The organism is Actinomadura physcomitrii (genome assembly GCF_008923205.2).
Classification (GTDB): Bacteria; Actinomycetota; Actinomycetes; order Streptosporangiales; family Streptosporangiaceae; genus Spirillospora; species Spirillospora physcomitrii.
On sequence record NZ_WBMS02000025.1, the window covers coordinates 15,058 to 31,070 of the forward strand.

The following is a 16,013-nucleotide window of genomic DNA, read 5'->3' on the forward strand; positions in this document are numbered from 1 at the left end:
GCGCGGCGGCGGCCGTACGCGGACCGGCTCGGCCAGGGAGGGGCTTCATGACCGTCAAGGGCGTCTTCCCGCGCCGCCGGCCGCCCGCGCCGAGCGCCGGCTGGTGGGCGTTCACTCTGCCGCTGGCCCTGATGCTCGCCAGCGACTACAAGCTGCGCAGCCGCGACGTCGACAACGCCGTCGGCGGCAGCGCCGACCTGACCGTCCTGGTCGAGATCGCGATCTACGGCGCCGCCGCCCTGTACCTGGTGTGGAAGTTCGGGCTGCGGGCGCCGCGCCGCCGCACCACCGGGCTGCTGCTCGCGGCGTGGCTGTTCTGCGGGTACGTGGCGTTCTCCGCGCTGTGGTCGCCGTTCAAGTCGCTCGGCCTGGTCCGCGGCGTCCAGCTGCTGATCACGATGCTGGTGGCGCACACCGTCGCGACCCGCGCCACCCCCGCCGACCTGCGTAAACTCGCGCACATCTTCGTCGGGATCGTGCTGGTGTCGGTCGGGATCGGCGTCGCGCACCCGTTCCCCCGGACGCTGCACACCGAGACCCGGTTCAACTGGCTGTACGTCCACCCCGTCATCGCCGGCGTGTACCTCGCGGTCGCGATCCTGCTGGTCGTCGGGTACCTGATCCGGTGGAACCGGCCGCAGGACCGGCTGTGGCACCCGGTGGTCTACGCGGTGGCGCTGGCGGTCCTGACGGGGGCGCTCGTCGCCACCGGGACGCGCGGCGCGGCGCTCGGCTGCGCCGCCGGGCTGCTGGTGCTGCTCGCCACCGCGCGGGGCCCGAAGGGCCGGGTCGACGTGATCGTGATGGGCGCCGCCGTCGCCGTGCTGGCGGTGCTGGCGTTCTCCGACAAGATCCTGGCGTTCGTGTCGCGCGGCGAGACCACCGAGCAGCTCGCCACCCTGAACTCCCGCACCGAGCTGTGGTCGCTGGCGATGGACGCGTTCCGGGAGGAGCCGATCTTCGGCCGCGGCCTCGGCGCGTCCCGCGGCCTGTTCCTGGACAGCATCGGACTCGGCGGCGGCCACAACGCGTTCATCAACGCACTCGTCGACAACGGCGTGGTCGGCACGGTCGCGTTCGCCGCGCTGCTGCTGACGCTCGGCTTCGTGCTGCTGACGATCTGCCGGCACCAGACGCTGCGCGCCGACGCCGGCATGCTGCTCGGGATCTACGGCTGCTTCCTCACCGACAGCATGACCACCGAAGGGCTCGCCGCGCCCGCGAACGTGTCGTCGGTGTGGCTGTTCATCCTCGTCGCGTGGGCGGAGACGCTGCGCCGGCAGGGCGGCGACCCGCCGCCCGCCGTCCAGCGGTCCCCCGCGGACACCGTGGTGGACGCGGCGGGCTGGTCAGGCCCCACCGTGACGGCGACCGCGCAGGTAGAACACCCCGCCGAGCAGCCCTAGCAGCACCAGCCCGGCCAGCGCCCCGGTCCCGACCAGGCCGCCCGGCATGCCGGACTTGGACGGGATCGTCACCGGGGAGGTCTCATCGCTCGCCGGCGACGCCGACGCCTCCGGCTCCGTCGCCGCGTTCGCCGCCGGCAGCGCCACCGTCCGGAACACCGGCCGGCTGCCCGCCCCCGCCACCAGCACCTTCCGGCCGTCCGACGACACCCCGAACGCGTGCCCGGCCAGCGACGCCGCCGTCTTCACGACCTGCCCCACGTCGTCCCGGATCCCGCCGAGGATCCGCACGTCCGTGGTCGTCTTCAGGATCACCCGGCCGTCCCGGGCGAAGTCGCCGCCGCGCACCGGGAACGGCAGCGTCCGCAGCCGGGTCAGCGCGTTGTTCGCCGGGCCGAGCACCCCGGGCAGCGCGAACACGGCCGCGGCCGTGGCGTCCCGGGTGATGATGTAGACGCGGCTCTCCGCCGGGTCGGCCAGCAGCGCGGCGCCCCGGTGCCCCCCGTCGGGGAACTTCAGCCGGAACGTCTTGACCGGCAGCGTCCCGCCGGTCAGCGTCCTCGGCTCGGCGACCCGGTGCAGCAGCAGGCTCCCGGCCCGCCCGGCGCTCAGGTCCCCGACGAACAGCCCCGACTCCCCGGACCCGTTCTTCACGATCGTGATCGCGTCCCACCGCGCCGCCGCCGCGCCGGACAGCGTGTAGGCCGCGCGGGTGCGGCCCCTGCCGTCGAGCGCGTACAGCCGGGCCCCGCCGACGCCGGACGCGACCGTCCACCAGATGTCGGGGTGCAGCACGCCCGCGACCATCGCGGCCGGTGCGGCCACGGCGGGCCGGAACGCGGCGCGGGCGGGCGCGGTGGTCGTCACGGCGGGGCTCGGTGACGGCGCCGCGACCGCCGCCGGCCCTGTCAGAACCACGAGCACCGCCGCCGCGCCACCCGCGGCGAACCGGAGCTTGAGGGGATGCGTTCTCACAGTTCGACGTCCATCTCTGCCGGGAATCGTGTGGCATTCTTGCGCATGTGGATCCGCTCGGCATTAAAGGTACTTACTCCTTCACCCCCCGCGTACACGGTGACCAGCGGGGATCTTTCCATGAGTGGTTCCGGGACGACGCGCTGCGGACGGTCGCGGGACACGGGCTGACCCTGGCGCAGGCGAACTGCTCGGTGTCGTCCAAGGGCGCGCTGCGCGGCGTGCACTTCGCCGACGTCCCGCCCGGCCAGGCCAAGTACGTGACGTGCCTGCGCGGCGCGATCCTCGACGTCGTCGTCGACCTGCGCGTCGGGTCGCCCACGTTCGCGCAGTGGGAGGGCGTCCGGCTGGACGACGAGTCGCGCCGCTGCCTGTACGTCGCCGAAGGCGTCGGGCACGCGTTCATGGCGCTCACCGACGACGCGACGGTCATCTACCTGTGCTCGGAGCCGTACGCGCCGGACCGCGAGCACGGCGTCCACCCGCTCGACCCGGAGATCGGCATCGAGTGGCCGGCCGGCATCGAGCCCGTCCTGTCCGGCAAGGACGCGCAGGCGCCGACGCTCCAGGAGGCCCGCGACGCCGGGCTGCTGCCCTCCTACCAGGACTGCCTCGACCACTACGCCAAGCTCGGGCTGCCCGGCTGACCCTCCGGCCTGCCCGGCCGGCCCTCCGGCCACGCGGCCGTGAGGGACGGCCAGGCGGCGCGCAGGGCGTCCCGCCAGTCACGCATGGGCGGCAGGCCCGCCGCCGCCCAGCGGCCGTGCCCGAGCACGCTGAACGCCGGACGCGGCGCGGGCCGCACGAACCTCTCGCTCGTCGTGGCCCGCACCCGCGCGGGGTCGTGGCCGAGCAGCGCGAACACCTCGCGGGCGAGGCCGTACCAGGTCGTCCGGCCCGCGTTGGTGCCGTGGTAGGCGCCGGCGGGGGCGTCCGCGCGGGCCAGCGCGATGATCCGGCCGGCGAGGTCCCCGGTCCAGGTCGGCTGCCCGGCCTGGTCGTCGACCACGTCGACGGTGTCGCGCTCCCCCGCCAGCCGCGCCATCGTCCGGACGAAGCTGGGCCCGTTCGCCCCGTACAGCCAGGCCGTCCGCACCACGTAGCCGCGCTCGTACCCGAGCACCGCCGTCTCGCCGGCGAGCTTGGTGCGGCCGTAGGCGTTGACGGGCGCGGCCGGCGCGTCCTCGGGGTACGGCTCGGTGGCCGTGCCGTCGAACACGTAGTCGGTGGACACCTGGACGAGCTTCGCGCCGATCTCCGCGCATCCCGCGACGAGCGCCTCGACGGCGGTGCCGTTGACGGCCAGCGCCGCGTCCTCGCGGGTCTCGGCGTCGTCCACGGCCGTCCAGGCGGCGCAGTTCACCACGGTCTCGGGCCGGTGCCGCCGCAGCGCCTCGCGGACGGCGGCCGCGTCGGTCAGGTCCAGCTCGGCGCGCCCCGGCGCCACCACGTCGTCGAGGCGCGCGACGACGTCGGCGCCGAGCATCCCGCCGGCCCCCGTGACCAGCCACGTCACCCTGCGGTCCGGTTCATCGGGCGTCCTCCGCGCGCTTCTTCAGCGGCTCCCACCAGGCGCGGTTCTTTTCGTACCAGCGGACCGTCTCGGCCAGGCCGTCCTCGAACGCCACTCGCGGCGCGTACCCGAGGGCCCGCAGCTTCGCGTCCGACAGCGAGTACCGGCGGTCGTGGCCCTTGCGGTCCTCGACGCGCTCGACCCTGTCCCAGCCGGCGCCGACCGCGTCCAGCAGCCGCCGCGTCAGCTCCAGGTTCGTCAGCTCCGCCGTGCCCGCGATGTGGTACACCTCACCGGGCTCGCCGCGCTCGGCGACGACCTGGATGCCGCGGCAGTGGTCGGCGGCGTGGATCCAGTCGCGGACGTTCCCGCCGTCCCCGTACAGCGGCACCGTCCGGCCGTCCAGCAGGTTCGTGGCGAACAGCGGGATGACCTTCTCCGGGTACTGGTACGGCCCGTAGTTGTTGCCGCAGCGGGTGATGCTGACCGGCAGCCCGTGCGTGCGCGCGTAGGCCCGCGCCATCATGTCGCCGCCCGCCTTCGCCGCCGAGTACGGCGAGTTCGGCGCGAGCGGCGCCTCCTCGTCCCAGGAGCCCTCGTCGATGCTGCCGTACACCTCGTCGGTCGACACCTGCACGACCCGCGGCGTCCCCGCGTCCAGGCACGCCTGCATCAGCGTCTGGACGCCGAGCACGTTCGTCCGCGCGAACTCCGCGCCGCTGGCGATCGACCGGTCCACGTGCGACTCGGCCGCGAAGTTCAGCACCACGTCATGCCCCGGCACCAGCTCCGCGAGCAGGTCCCCGTCGCAGATGTCGCCGTGGACGAACGTGAACCGCCCCTCGACGGGCTCCAGGTTCGCGAGGTTCCCGGCATAGGTCAGCTTGTCCAGGACGGTGATCTCGGCGCCGTCCCACGCGGGGAACGCCCCGGACGCCAGGTCCCGCACGTACTGCGACCCGATGAACCCGGCCCCGCCCGTCACGAGGACGCGGGGGGCGCTGCTGCCGCCGCTCAATTGCTGATCTGCACTTTGCTGTGATCTCCCAGGACGAGTCGGTGCGCCTTCGGCACCCGGGGGGCGGGGGTGACCTCGGCCTCGCGGCCGATGAGGGAGCACTCGATGCGGCCGACGCCGTCGATGGACGCGCCGCGCAGCACGATCGAGTACTCGATCTCGCTGTCCAGGACCGCGCAGTCGCGGTCGATGGAGGTGAACGGGCCGACGTAGGAGTCGCGGACGACCGAGCCGGCGCCGACGACGACCGGGCCGACGACGCGGGACCCGGTGACGCGCGCGCCCGCCTCCACCACGACCCGGCCGATCAGCTCGCTGGCCCCGTCCACCTCGCCCTCCACATGAGGTTCGACGCTCTCCAGGACGAGCCGGTTGACCTCCAGCATGTCGGTGACGTTCCCGGTGTCCTTCCAGTAGCCGGTGATCACCGTGGACTCGACCCGGTGGCCGTGGTCGATCAGCCACTGGATCGCGTCGGTGATCTCCAGCTCGCCGCGCGCGGACGGCTTCAGCTCTCCGACCGCCTCGTGCACCGCCGCGCTGAACAGGTACACCCCGACCAGCGCCAGGTCGCTCTTCGGGACCTCCGGCTTCTCCTCCAGCGCGACGACGCGGCCGGCGCCGTCGAGCTCGGCGACGCCGAACGCGCGCGGGTCGGAGACGTGCGTCAGCATGATCTGCGCCTGCGGGCGCTCGGCGCGGAACCGGTCGACGAGCCCGTCGATGCCGCCGACGATGAAGTTGTCGCCGAGGTACATCACGAAGTCGTCGCCGCCGAGGTACTCGCGGGCGATGAGGACGGCGTGCGCCAGCCCGCGCGGGGCGTCCTGGCGCAGGTACGTCACGTCGAGGCCGAACGCCGAGCCGTCGCCGACGGCGCCGCGGATCTCCGCCTCGGTGTCGCCGACGACGATGCCGACCTCGCGGATCCCGGCGTCCCGGATCGCCTCCAGCCCGTAGAACAGCACGGGCTTGTTCGCCACCGGGACGAGCTGCTTCGCCGAGGTGTGGGTGATGGGGCGCAGCCGGGACCCGGCCCCGCCCGCCAGCACGAGGGCCTTCACCGGATCGCGGCCGGCACGGCGAGGACGGTGCTTCGGCCCTGGGGGGCGGGCAGGTGCACGGGGGGCTCCAAAAGGGTGCTTATCGGGCGCCGGTGATCATCCCGGCGCCGACGGTGTTGTTGGTGGCCTCGTCGATCAGGATGAACCCGCCGGTCAGCCGGTTGCGGTTGTAGTCGTCGACGAACAGCGGCTGCGTCACCCGCAGCGAGATCCGGCCGATCTCGTTCAGCCCGAGGCCCTCCGCCTGCTCGTCGCGGTGCAGCGTGTTGACGTCCAGCCGGTAGTGCAGCTCCTTCACCAGCGCCTTCGCGGTGCGGGTGGTGTGCTTGATGATCAGCTTGGCGCGCGGGGTGAGGACCCGGTCCGGGGTCATCCAGCACACCATCGCGTCCAGGTCCTGCGCGGCCTCCGGCCGGTTGTGCGGACGCGCGATCATGTCGCCGCGGGAGATGTCGATGTCGTCGGCGAGCCGCAGCGTCACCGACATCGGCGCGTACGCCTCCTCGACCGGCCCGTTCGGACCGTCGATGTGGGTGATCGTCGTGGTCAGCCCGGACGGCAGGTGCACCACCTCGTCGCCCGGCTTCAGCACGCCGCCCGCGACCTGCCCCGCGTAGCCGCGGTAGTCGTGCAGCTCGGGGTCGGTGGAGGCGTGCGGCCGGATCACGTACTGCACCGGGAACCGGACGTCGATCAGGTTGCGGTCCGAGGCGATGTGCACGTGCTCCAGATGGTGCAGCAACGACGACCCGTCGTACCACGGCATGTTCATGCTGCGCTCGACGACGTTGTCGCCGTGCAGCGCCGAGATCGGGATGAACGTCAGGTCCGAGACGTCCAGCTTGGAGGCGAAAGCGGTGAACTCGTCGACGATCCGCTCGTACACGGCCTGGTCGTAGTCCACCAGGTCCATCTTGTTGATCGCCACGACCAGGTGCGGGACCTGCAGCAGCGTGGTCAGGAACGCGTGCCGCCGGGACTGCTCCAGGATCCCCTTGCGGGCGTCCACCAGGATGATCGCCAGGTCGGCGGTGGACGCGCCCGTCACCATGTTCCGGGTGTACTGGATGTGCCCGGGGGTGTCGGCGATGATGAACTTGCGGCGCGGCGTCGCGAAGTAGCGGTACGCCACGTCGATGGTGATGCCCTGCTCCCGCTCGGCGCGCAGGCCGTCGGTCAGCAGCGCGAGGTTGGTGTACTCCTCGCCGCGGTCGACGCTGGTCTTCTCGACCGACTCCAGCTGGTCCTCGAAGATCGACTTGGAGTCGAACAGCAGCCGCCCGATGAGGGTCGACTTGCCGTCGTCGACGCTGCCGGCCGTCGCGAACCGCAGCAGGTCCATGCCCTTGACCTGCTCGCTCTGGGCGGACCCGGTCTCGGCGGACGCGCTCGCTGCGGGCTCGATCGTGCTGGCCATCAGAAGTAGCCCTCCTTCTTGCGGTCCTCCATGGCGGCCTCGCTGGTCCGGTCGTCGGCGCGGGTCTGGCCCCGCTCGGTGATCCGCGTCGCGGCGATCTCCGCGATCACCTCGTCCAGCGACGCGGCGTTCGACTTCACCGCGCCCGTGCAGGACGCGTCGCCGACCGTCCGGTACCGGACCGACGCCTCGAACTCCGGCTCGTCGTCACCGCGGTTCGCGAACCCCGTCTCGGCGTCCAGCAGCAGCCCGTCCCGCTCGAACACCCGCCGCGTGTGCGCGAAGTAGATCGGCGGCAGCTCCAGCTCCTCGCGCCGCACGTAGTCCCAGATGTCCAGCTCCGTCCAGTTCGACAGCGGGAACACCCGGACGTGCTCGCCCTGCGTGATCCGCGTGTTGAACAGGTTCCACAGCTCCGGACGCTGGTTCTTCGGATCCCACTGCCCGAACTCGTCCCGGAACGACACCACGCGCTCCTTCGCGCGCGCCTTCTCCTCGTCGCGGCGCGCACCGCCGAACGCCGCGTCGAACCCGTGCTCCTCGATCGCGTCCAGCAGCGGCGTGATCTGCAGCCGGTTCCGCGACGCGCGGCGCCCCTTCTGCTCCGTCACCCGGCCGGAGTCGATCGCGTCCTGCACCGACGCCACGATCAGCCGGACGCCGAGCTCGGCGACCCGCCGGTCGCGGAACTCCATCACCTCGGGGAAGTTGTGCCCGGTGTCGACGTGCATCACCGGGAACGGGATCGGCGCCGGCCAGAACGCCTTCTGGGCGAGGCGCAGCATCACGATGCTGTCCTTGCCGCCCGAGAACAGCAGCACGGGCCGCTCGAACTCGGCCGCCACCTCCCGGAAGATATGGATCGACTCGGCCTCGAGGACGTCCAACTGGGACAGCAGATAATCGCAACGCTGCATGGTCTAGGGCTCTCTCCACGCTGTTCTGGCAGATGCAACCGGTGGCACGGGACGGGCGCCCGCGCTTCCACCGGATCGAACGCCGGCCCGCCCGTGATCAATCCCGCCGGGCGAAGCGGTCAGTCGGGCAGGCTGTCGTTCAGTTCTCCGATGCCGGTCAGCAGCGTCGACGCCGACACGGGATGGCACACCAGGATATCCGGCAGCCTCGGGTCCTTCCGGTTGTACTCCAGCGGAGCGCCGTCGATCCGCGACGCGTGCGCACCCGCCGCCAGCGCCACCGCCGCCGGAGCCGCCGAGTCCCACTCGTACTGGCCGCCCGCGTGCACGTAGGCGTCCACCTCGCCGAGCAGCACCGCGGAGATCTTCGCCCCCGCCGACCCGATCGGCACCAGCTCCACGTCCAGGTCCAGCTTCCCCGCCAGCCGCTGCACGAACTCCGGCGGCCGCGTCCGGCTCACCGCGATCCGCAGCTTCCCCGCGTCCGGCGCCGGCGCGTGCAGCGGAACCTCCCGCGGCAGCCCGCGGCGCGCCGCGCCGCTCCCCGCCGTCACCGGATCGGGCTCCCCGGCGTCGTGGCGGACGAGCGACGCCCCGCCCGTCGCGTCGGTCCGCAGTGTCAGGCCCTGCGCCGGCAGCGCCACCGCGCCCGCCGACAGCCGCCCCGCGCCCGCCGCGTCCCGCTCCCACAGCGCCACGTGGACCGCCCAGTCGCGGCGGCCCTCCTCGGAGAACTCGCGGGTCCCGTCCAGCGGGTCGATGATCCACACGCGGGACGCCGACAGCCGCTCGGCCTCCCCGGTGTTGCGGGTCGGCGCCCGGTCGTCGCCCCGCGAGCGCTTGCCCGCCACCGACGAGCGGCCCTCCTCCGAGAGCACGGCGTCGCCGGGACAGCGCTCCGCCAGCGCCGCCATCAGGTACTCGTGCGACCGCAGGTCGCCGGTGTCCTTCAGGGCGCGCCCGTCGGCGAAGCCCACCTCGTCCCGCACGCCCAGCAGCAGCCGCCCCGCCGCCGCGGCGAGCTCCGCCGCCAGCGCGTGGTCGTCCGCCGCCGCTCTCTCGGTCATCCGTTGATCACATTCCCGACTCGACTGGTCTGCCCGGTCCACTTTCTCATGCATACCCCACGCCGCCCGGTGCCAGGGTCACGTCCCACCTGGCGAGACCGGGCGCACGGCGGGCCCCGCGGCGCGCTCCGTCAGTACGCGCCGGAACCGCGGAACACCGCCGACCACGTCTTCCACATGATCTGCAGGTCCAGCGCCAGCGACCAGTTGTCCACGTACCGCAGGTCGAGCCGGACCGACTCGTCCCAGGTCAGGTCCGACCGGCCGCTGACCTGCCACAGCCCGGTCAGCCCCGGCTTCACCACCAGCCGCCGGTACACGTCGCCGCCGTACTGCGCGACCTCCTCCGGCAGCGGCGGACGCGGCCCCACCAGCGACATGTCGCCCCGCACCACGTTGAACAGCTGCGGCAGCTCGTCCAGCGAGTACCGGCGCAGCCACCGCCCCACCTTCGTGATCCGCGGATCCTCCCGGATCTTGAACAGCACGCCGTCGTTCTCGTTCCGCTCCATCAGCGCGTTCTTGCGCGCCTCCGCGTCCTGCACCATCGTGCGGAACTTCAGCACCGTGAACTCGCGGCCGCCGCGCCCGACCCGGACCTGCCTGAACATCACCGGACCCGCGCTCGTCACCTTGATCAGGAACGCGACCACCAGCATCAGCGGACTCAGCAGCAGCAGCCCCGTCAGCGCCGCCGTCCGGTCGAACAGCCCCTTCAGCACCCGCCGGCCACCGTCCAGCTCCGGGTGCTCCACGTGCAGCAGCGGCAGCCCCGACACCGGACGGATCGAGATCCGCGGCCCCGTCACGTCCATCAGCGCCGGCGCCACCACCAGCTCCACGTCGTCGCGCTCGATCTGCCACGCCAGCCGGCGCAGCGCCACCCCGTCCATCTCCGGGCACGCCAGCACCGCCACCGAGTCCGCGCCGATCCGCTCCGCGACCGCCGCCGTCTGCCCGAAGTCGCCGAGCACCGGCACGCCCTCGATCTCGTGGACCGCGTCCTCGCCGGACGCCAGCGCCGGCGGCAGGCACACCGCCACGATGTCCATCCCGTGGTACCGCTTCTGCCGCAGCAGCCGGATCAGATCCGCGACGGACGTGCGGTGCCCCGCCACCACGACCCGCCGCATGCACTCGCCGTTCCACCGCTTGCGGTGCAGCCACTTGCGCAGCCGGTACCGCGCGACCAGGTCCAGGAACGTGCCGAGCGGCATCGCCATCACGACGTACCCGCGCGCCACCTCCGTCTTGGTGGCGTACGCCAGGATCGCCAGCGTCGCGGTGAAGATGAACCCCGCGCGCAGGACGCCCTTGAACTCCTCGTAGCCCACCCCGATGTACCGCGGCTGGTACGCCCGGCACAGCGCCAGCATCGGGATCCACAGCACCGGCAGCGCCACCGTCAGCGCGACGTACGGCGCCGTCGGATCGCTCGGCACGCCCGGGAAGCGGAGCACGAACGCGATCACCCCGGCCGCGAGCATGCTGAAGAAATCGAGCCCGCCGGCGAACCGGCGGTACCATCCACTCCAGCTCTGCGCATCCGGGCGACGTTGCTCGTGGCGGATCGGTGACTCGGCCTGAACCTTGTCAACGACGGCCATACGACCTCACCCAACCCATGTAACGCGCGCCCCGAAAAGCTCGATCCATCCCAGAGACGGTTGAACAACGCTCAAGGTTCACATAAAACCTGAACCTCATCCGCGCTGAATTTTACGGGCTTCCCTCCGTGTGCACCCCGCCACGGACCGCATCCGGCCGATCTCCGAAACCGCTCGTTCAACCCGCGTGAAACGTGTTCTGCGCCGCCTCCAGGCCCCCGGTCAGCAGCGACTCCACCGCGTCCGCCGCCCGGTCGACCTCCAGCTCCAGCACCTTCCGCTCCGCCGCCGAGAAGTCCTTCAGCACGTACGCCGCCGCGTCCATCCGCCCCGGCGGCCGCCCCACCCCGAACCTGACCCGCAGGTACTCCTTGTCGCCCAGCGACCTGGTGATCGACCGCAGCCCGTTGTGACCGTTGTCACCCCCGCCGCGCTTCAGCCGCAGCGCCCCGAACGGGATGTCCAGCTCGTCATGGACGACGACCAGCCGCTCCACCGGCACCTTGTAGAAGTCCCGCAGCCCCCTCACCGGGCCGCCCGACTCGTTCATGTACGTCCGCGGCTTCGCCAGCACGACCCGTACCCCCTGGAGCCGCCCCTCCAGCACGTCGGCCCGCGCCCGGTGCGCCTTGAACCTGCCGCCCGCCCGGCCCGCCAGCAGGTCCAGCACCATGAACCCGGCGTTGTGCCGGTTGCCGGCGTACGACGGCCCCGGATTGCCCAGGCCGACCACCAGCCAGACGTCCGCGCTCACCCGATCTCCTTACGACCGAAGGCCCCCGCAGGCGCGCCTGCGGGGGCCGTTCGTCGGTTCTCGCCGTTCCGCGGTCCTACTCGGCGGACTCCTCCGCTTCGCCCTCGGCGGCGGCCTCGGCGGCCGCGGCCTCGGCCGCCTCCGCGGCCTCCGCCTCGGCCTCGGTCTCGGTGGCGCCGGCGGACGCGGACGCGTCCGCGATCTGCAGGATCAGCGCCTCCTCGTCGGTCGCCAGCGTGGTGCCCGACGGCAGCTTCAGGTCCTTGGCCAGCAGCTGCGTGCCGACCTCGACGCCCTCGATCGACAGCTCGACCGACTCGGGGATGTGCGTCGCCTCGGTCTCCACCGAGATCTGCACGAGCTCCTGCTGGACGACGCCGCCCGCGACCACGTCGCCGACCACGGTCACCGGCAGGTCGACGGTGACCTTCTCCCCGCGCTTGACCAGCAGCAGGTCGACGTGCTCCAGGAAGCCCTTGATCGGGTCGCGCTGCACGTCCTTGGGCAGCGCGAGCTCCGAACCGTTGCCGAGACCCTCGATGGTCAGCAGCACGTTCGGTGTCTTCAGCGCGAGCATCAGCTCGTGCCCCGGCAGCGTGATGTGCTGCGGGTCGGTGCCGTGACCGTAGAGGACGGCGGGCACCTTGCCGGCCCGGCGGGTGCGCCGCGCGGCACCCTTACCGAACTCGGTGCGCGGCTCGGCGGCGATGCGTACCTCGGACACGGCGAAAACTCCTCGTTGTTGCGATCCACGGCCGTCCCGCAGGACGTCCGCTACGGACAGAGCGAATCAGGCGTAGCTCGATGCGTCAGGCGCCTCGAAGATTCTTTGCGTTACCCGGGGAGTACGGACCTGAACGGAGCCGCACTGACGACCCGGGGCATACGCGGATTCAAGAAGTCTAGCCGATCGTTTCCACGCGCAACGCCATCGCCCCCGCGACGACCCGCCGCGGGGGCCTCTCCGAAACGTCCACGCCCCGGTCAAGCCGGACCCGATCGGCACCCTCACCCGAGAAGACGAACACCGACCCGAGCCCGTTCCCCCACCGGAGAACGCCCCGCCGCCTCAAGCAACCCCAGCCAGGACCGAACCGTGACCAACGACCTCAACCGAGGACCGAACCGTTACAAACGACCTCAGCCGAGGACGGTTACCGACAACCTCAGCCGACACCCCAGCCACGCACCGACCCCGACCGTCGCGATCGCGAGCGAAGCCGGATTTGAGCGAAGCAAGAATCCGATCGCGCAGCGAGCCCCCAGGGCGAGTCGGAGCGATGCAGCGATCGCACGCTTTGTCCGCCGAAGGGAGGGCCCCCAGAGCCCGACCGCCAAGGACAAAGCAAAACTAGCTATGCCCGCCGAAGAGGCTGGTGACGGAGCCGTCGCTGAAGACCTCGTTGATCGCGCGGGCGACCAGCGGGGCGATCGAGAGCACGGTCAGCTTGTCGAACTGCTTGTCCTCGGGGATGGGCAGCGTGTTGGTCAGCACGACCTCGGAGATGCGCGAGTTCTTCAACCGGTCGACGGCGGGGCCGGACAGGACGCCGTGGGTGGCGGCGACGACGACCTTGTCGGCGCCGTGGTCGAACAGCGCGTCGGCGGCCTTCACGATCGTCCCGCCGGTGTCGATCATGTCGTCGACGACGACGCAGGTGCGGCCCTCGACCTCGCCGACGACGTCGAAGACCTTCACCTCGTTGGCGACGTCCGGGTCGCGCTTCTTGTGGATGATGGCCATGGGGACGCCGCCGAGCCGGTCGGACCAGCGTTCGGTGACCCGCACGCGGCCGGCGTCGGGCGCGACGACGGTCACCCGGGAGGTGTCGAGGCGGCTCTCGAAGTGGTGCGCCAGCAGGTCCAGCGCGAACAGGTGGTCGACGGGGCCGTCGAAGAAGCCCTGGATCTGCGCGGTGTGCAGGTCGACGGTGATCAGCCGGTCGGCGCCGGCGGTCTTGAACAGGTCGGCCATCAGCCGGGCCGAGATCGGCTCGCGGCCGCGGTGCTTCTTGTCCTGGCGGGCGTACCCGAAGAACGGCGCGACGACCGTGATCCGCTTGGCGGACGCCCGCTTCAGCGCGTCCACCATGATCAGCTGCTCCATGATCCACTGGTTGATGGGAGCTGTGTGGCTCTGGATCACGAAGGCGTCGGAACCGCGGACGGACTCCAGGAACCGCACGAACGTCTCACCATTGGCGAAGTCGTACGCGGACGTCGGCGTCAGGTCGACGTGGAGGTTGTCGGAGACCTCCTTGGCCAGGTCCGGGTGGGCTCGGCCGGTGAAGAGCATCAGCTTCTTCTGACCGCTCGCTTTGATCCCACTCACCTCTGACAACTCCCCCTCAATGGAACTGTGCACTCATGTGGGTTGTCGTCCCCACTCCCAGGGCACCACAAGAGTCTCCTCCGTGGTCCCCGGTGTCTTTTGTCCGTGGGGGACGCCGCTGTCCTCCACCTCCCCGCCGCCTCGGCGGGGCAGTCATGGGCGCGCCGGTTCGCCGGCGCGGCCGTCAGGCGGGGTCGTCCCCGCCTTCGGCGGCACGGCGCGCCGCCTCCGCCGCCTCCGCCGCGGGCGTGCCGGGCCGCTTGCGCTCGACCCAGCCCTCGACGTTGCGCTGCCGCGCCCGCGCGACCGCCATCGCGCCCGGCGGCACGTCCTGGATGATCACCGAGCCGGCGGCGGTGTAGGCGCCGTCGCCGACCGTCACCGGCGCGACGATCATGTTGTCGCTGCCGACCTTCACATGGGAGCCGATGACGCTGCGGTGCTTGCGCACGCCGTCGTAGTTCACGAACACCGAGCTCGCGCCGATGTTGGAGTGGTCGCCGATCTCGGCGTCGCCGACGTAGGTGAGGTGCGGCACCTTGGTGCCCTCGCCGATCTCGGCGTTCTTGGTCTCGACGTAGGTCCCGATCTTGCCCTTGCGGGACAGCCGCGTCCCGGGCCGCAGGTAGGCGAACGGGCCGACGGACGCCTCCGGCCCGATCTCCGCCTCGACGCACACCGCGTTCACCACGGACGCGTCCGCGCCGACGCGGGTGTCGGTCAGCGTGCAGTTCGGGCCGACGCTGGCGCCCGCCTCCAGATGGGTGCGGCCGTGCAATTGCGTGCCGGGGTGGACGACGGCGTCCGGTTCGGCGGTGACGTCCACGTCGATCCAGGTGGACGCGGGGTCGATGATCGTGACACCGGCCCGCATGTGGGCCTCGAGGATCCGGTCGTTCAGCTGCCGCCGCGCCTGGGCGAGCTGGACGCGGTCGTTGACGCCCTGCGTCTCGGCCCAGTCGGCGACCAGGTGCGCGCCGGCGCGGTGGCCGTCGCCGCGCAGGATCGCGACCACGTCGGTGAGGTACTCCTCGCCGCCGGCGTTGTCGGTCGTGACCCGCTTGAGGGCGTCCTCCAGCAGGGTCCCGTCGAAGGCGTACATGCCGACGTTGATCTCGGTGACGGCGCGCTGCGCCTCGGTGGCGTCCTTGTGCTCGACGATCGCCTCGACGCTGCCGTCGGCCGCCCGGATCATCCGCCCGTACCCGGTCGCGTCGGGCATCTCGGTCGTCAGCACGGTGACCGCGTTGCCCGCGGTCTCGTGCGTCCGCACGAGGGCGGCGAGCGTCTCGCCGCGCAGCAGCGGGTGGTCGCCGTTGGTCACGACGACGGTGCCGTCGAGCGAGCCGGTCTGCTCCAGCGCCATCCGGACGGCGTGCCCCGTCCCGCCCTGGACCTCCTGGACGACGGGCTCCACGTCCGGCGCATGCTCGCCCAGGTAGGCGACGGCCTGCTCGCGGCGGTGCCCGACGACCGCGACGATCCGCCGCGGCCCGAGCTCGCGGGCGGCGGCGAGCACGTGGCCGAGCATCGCGCGCCCGCCCAGCTCGTGCAGCACCTTCAGGGTGCGGGACTTCATCCGGGTGCCCTCGCCCGCGGCGAGAACGATGACGGCGGCCGGGCTGTCGGCACTCACTAGGAGGCTCCTCGGCATCGCGGACGGGGATCGGCTGCGAGCGCGCCCACCTGCGCCATCAGGGCATGGCAGGCCGGAGCGCACCCGACACCGGAAGGATACCGCCCGCGCCCGGCCCTCCGGCCAGCGACCTGCCCTGACCAGCCCGTCTGCCGACATTCAAGACAGCTCCGGCGCCAGGATTTGAACCCGAACCAAGGGCACCAAAAGCCCGTGTGCTGCCAGTTACACCACGCCGGATCAAAGTGGACGCTTCGGACAGCAGGTCCGCGCGTCCGATCACACGATACCGGCCATCGCGGCCCGG

Annotated in this window: 14 protein-coding genes and 1 tRNA gene; 2 read left to right on the forward strand and 13 right to left on the reverse strand. The window is 71.9% G+C overall.

The window, feature by feature from the left end; all coding sequences use genetic code 11:
- The first annotated feature begins 47 nt into the window (after positions 1 to 47).
- On the forward strand, positions 48 to 1,406 hold the full coding sequence (locus F8568_RS28085) for an O-antigen ligase family protein (RefSeq protein WP_151596706.1): 1,359 nt from the start codon (positions 48 to 50) through the stop codon (positions 1,404 to 1,406).
- On the opposite strand, the gene F8568_RS28090 is transcribed toward F8568_RS28085, so the two are convergent.
- Entirely contained in the window at positions 1,350 to 2,381 is a 1,032-nt protein-coding gene (locus F8568_RS28090; protein WP_151596707.1) for a hypothetical protein, read from the reverse strand. The genes F8568_RS28085 and F8568_RS28090 overlap by 57 nt on opposite strands.
- A 47-nt stretch (positions 2,382 to 2,428) precedes the next feature.
- Between F8568_RS28090 and rfbC the strand changes: the two genes are divergently transcribed.
- A complete protein-coding gene (gene rfbC, locus F8568_RS28095) occupies positions 2,429 to 3,028 on the forward strand; it encodes a dTDP-4-dehydrorhamnose 3,5-epimerase (RefSeq protein ID WP_151596708.1) in 600 nt (199 codons plus the stop codon).
- Here the strand turns inward: rfbC and rfbD are convergent.
- The 12 genes from rfbD to F8568_RS28155 form a co-directional block, all read right to left on the reverse strand.
- Positions 3,001 to 3,897, reverse strand: coding sequence for a dTDP-4-dehydrorhamnose reductase (gene rfbD / locus F8568_RS28100; protein WP_151596709.1), 897 nt, complete (start codon positions 3,895 to 3,897; stop codon positions 3,001 to 3,003). The genes rfbC and rfbD overlap by 28 nt on opposite strands.
- A gap of 13 nt (positions 3,898 to 3,910) precedes the next feature.
- The gene (gene rfbB, locus F8568_RS28105) at positions 3,911 to 4,912 is read right to left on the reverse strand and encodes a dTDP-glucose 4,6-dehydratase (RefSeq protein ID WP_151596710.1); all 1,002 of its coding nucleotides are present in this window, start codon (positions 4,910 to 4,912) and stop codon (positions 3,911 to 3,913) included.
- Entirely contained in the window at positions 4,909 to 5,976 is a 1,068-nt protein-coding gene (locus F8568_RS28110) for a glucose-1-phosphate thymidylyltransferase (RefSeq protein WP_151596711.1), read from the reverse strand. The genes rfbB and F8568_RS28110 overlap by 4 nt, the downstream gene beginning before the upstream one ends.
- A gap of 79 nt (positions 5,977 to 6,055) precedes the next feature.
- Positions 6,056 to 7,318, reverse strand: coding sequence for a sulfate adenylyltransferase subunit 1 (locus F8568_RS28115; RefSeq protein ID WP_151596792.1), 1,263 nt, complete (start codon positions 7,316 to 7,318; stop codon positions 6,056 to 6,058).
- A 74-nt stretch (positions 7,319 to 7,392) separates the two neighbouring features.
- Complete coding sequence (cysD, locus tag F8568_RS28120; RefSeq protein WP_151596712.1) at positions 7,393 to 8,310, reverse strand: sulfate adenylyltransferase subunit CysD; 918 nt, start codon at positions 8,308 to 8,310, stop codon at positions 7,393 to 7,395.
- Between the two features lie 119 nt (positions 8,311 to 8,429).
- Positions 8,430 to 9,377, reverse strand: coding sequence for a 3'(2'),5'-bisphosphate nucleotidase CysQ (locus F8568_RS28125; protein ID WP_151596713.1), 948 nt, complete (start codon positions 9,375 to 9,377; stop codon positions 8,430 to 8,432).
- 131 nt (positions 9,378 to 9,508) lie between these two features.
- On the reverse strand, positions 9,509 to 10,984 hold the full coding sequence (locus tag F8568_RS28130; RefSeq protein ID WP_151596714.1) for a sugar transferase: 1,476 nt from the start codon (positions 10,982 to 10,984) through the stop codon (positions 9,509 to 9,511).
- Positions 10,985 to 11,162: 178 nt separating this feature from the next.
- Entirely contained in the window at positions 11,163 to 11,738 is a 576-nt protein-coding gene (pth, locus tag F8568_RS28135; RefSeq protein WP_151596715.1) for an aminoacyl-tRNA hydrolase, read from the reverse strand.
- A 76-nt stretch (positions 11,739 to 11,814) separates the two neighbouring features.
- Positions 11,815 to 12,462 (reverse strand): 50S ribosomal protein L25/general stress protein Ctc, encoded by a 648-nt coding sequence (locus tag F8568_RS28140; RefSeq protein WP_151596716.1) that lies wholly within the window; start codon positions 12,460 to 12,462, stop codon positions 11,815 to 11,817.
- Between the two features lie 627 nt (positions 12,463 to 13,089).
- On the reverse strand, positions 13,090 to 14,070 hold the full coding sequence (locus F8568_RS28145) for a ribose-phosphate diphosphokinase (protein WP_151596717.1): 981 nt from the start codon (positions 14,068 to 14,070) through the stop codon (positions 13,090 to 13,092).
- Positions 14,071 to 14,254: 184 nt separating this feature from the next.
- Positions 14,255 to 15,706: a bifunctional UDP-N-acetylglucosamine diphosphorylase/glucosamine-1-phosphate N-acetyltransferase GlmU gene (glmU, locus tag F8568_RS28150; protein ID WP_151596718.1), complete on the reverse strand. Its 1,452-nt coding sequence runs from the start codon at positions 15,704 to 15,706 to the stop codon at positions 14,255 to 14,257.
- A gap of 168 nt (positions 15,707 to 15,874) precedes the next feature.
- A tRNA-Gln gene (locus F8568_RS28155) sits at positions 15,875 to 15,946 on the reverse strand.
- Positions 15,947 to 16,013: the final 67 nt, after the last annotated feature.

Coding starts and splice junctions, on each gene's coding strand:
- F8568_RS28085 (WP_151596706.1), top strand. CDS start 48: ATGACCGTCAAGGGCGTCTTCCCGCGCCGCCGGCCGCCCGCGCCGAGC.
- F8568_RS28115 (WP_151596792.1), bottom strand. CDS start 7,318: ATGGACCTGCTGCGGTTCGCGACGGCCGGCAGCGTCGACGACGGCAAG.
- cysD (WP_151596712.1), bottom strand. CDS start 8,310: ATGCAGCGTTGCGATTATCTGCTGTCCCAGTTGGACGTCCTCGAGGCC.
- F8568_RS28125 (WP_151596713.1), bottom strand. CDS start 9,377: ATGACCGAGAGAGCGGCGGCGGACGACCACGCGCTGGCGGCGGAGCTC.
- F8568_RS28130 (WP_151596714.1), bottom strand. CDS start 10,984: ATGGCCGTCGTTGACAAGGTTCAGGCCGAGTCACCGATCCGCCACGAG.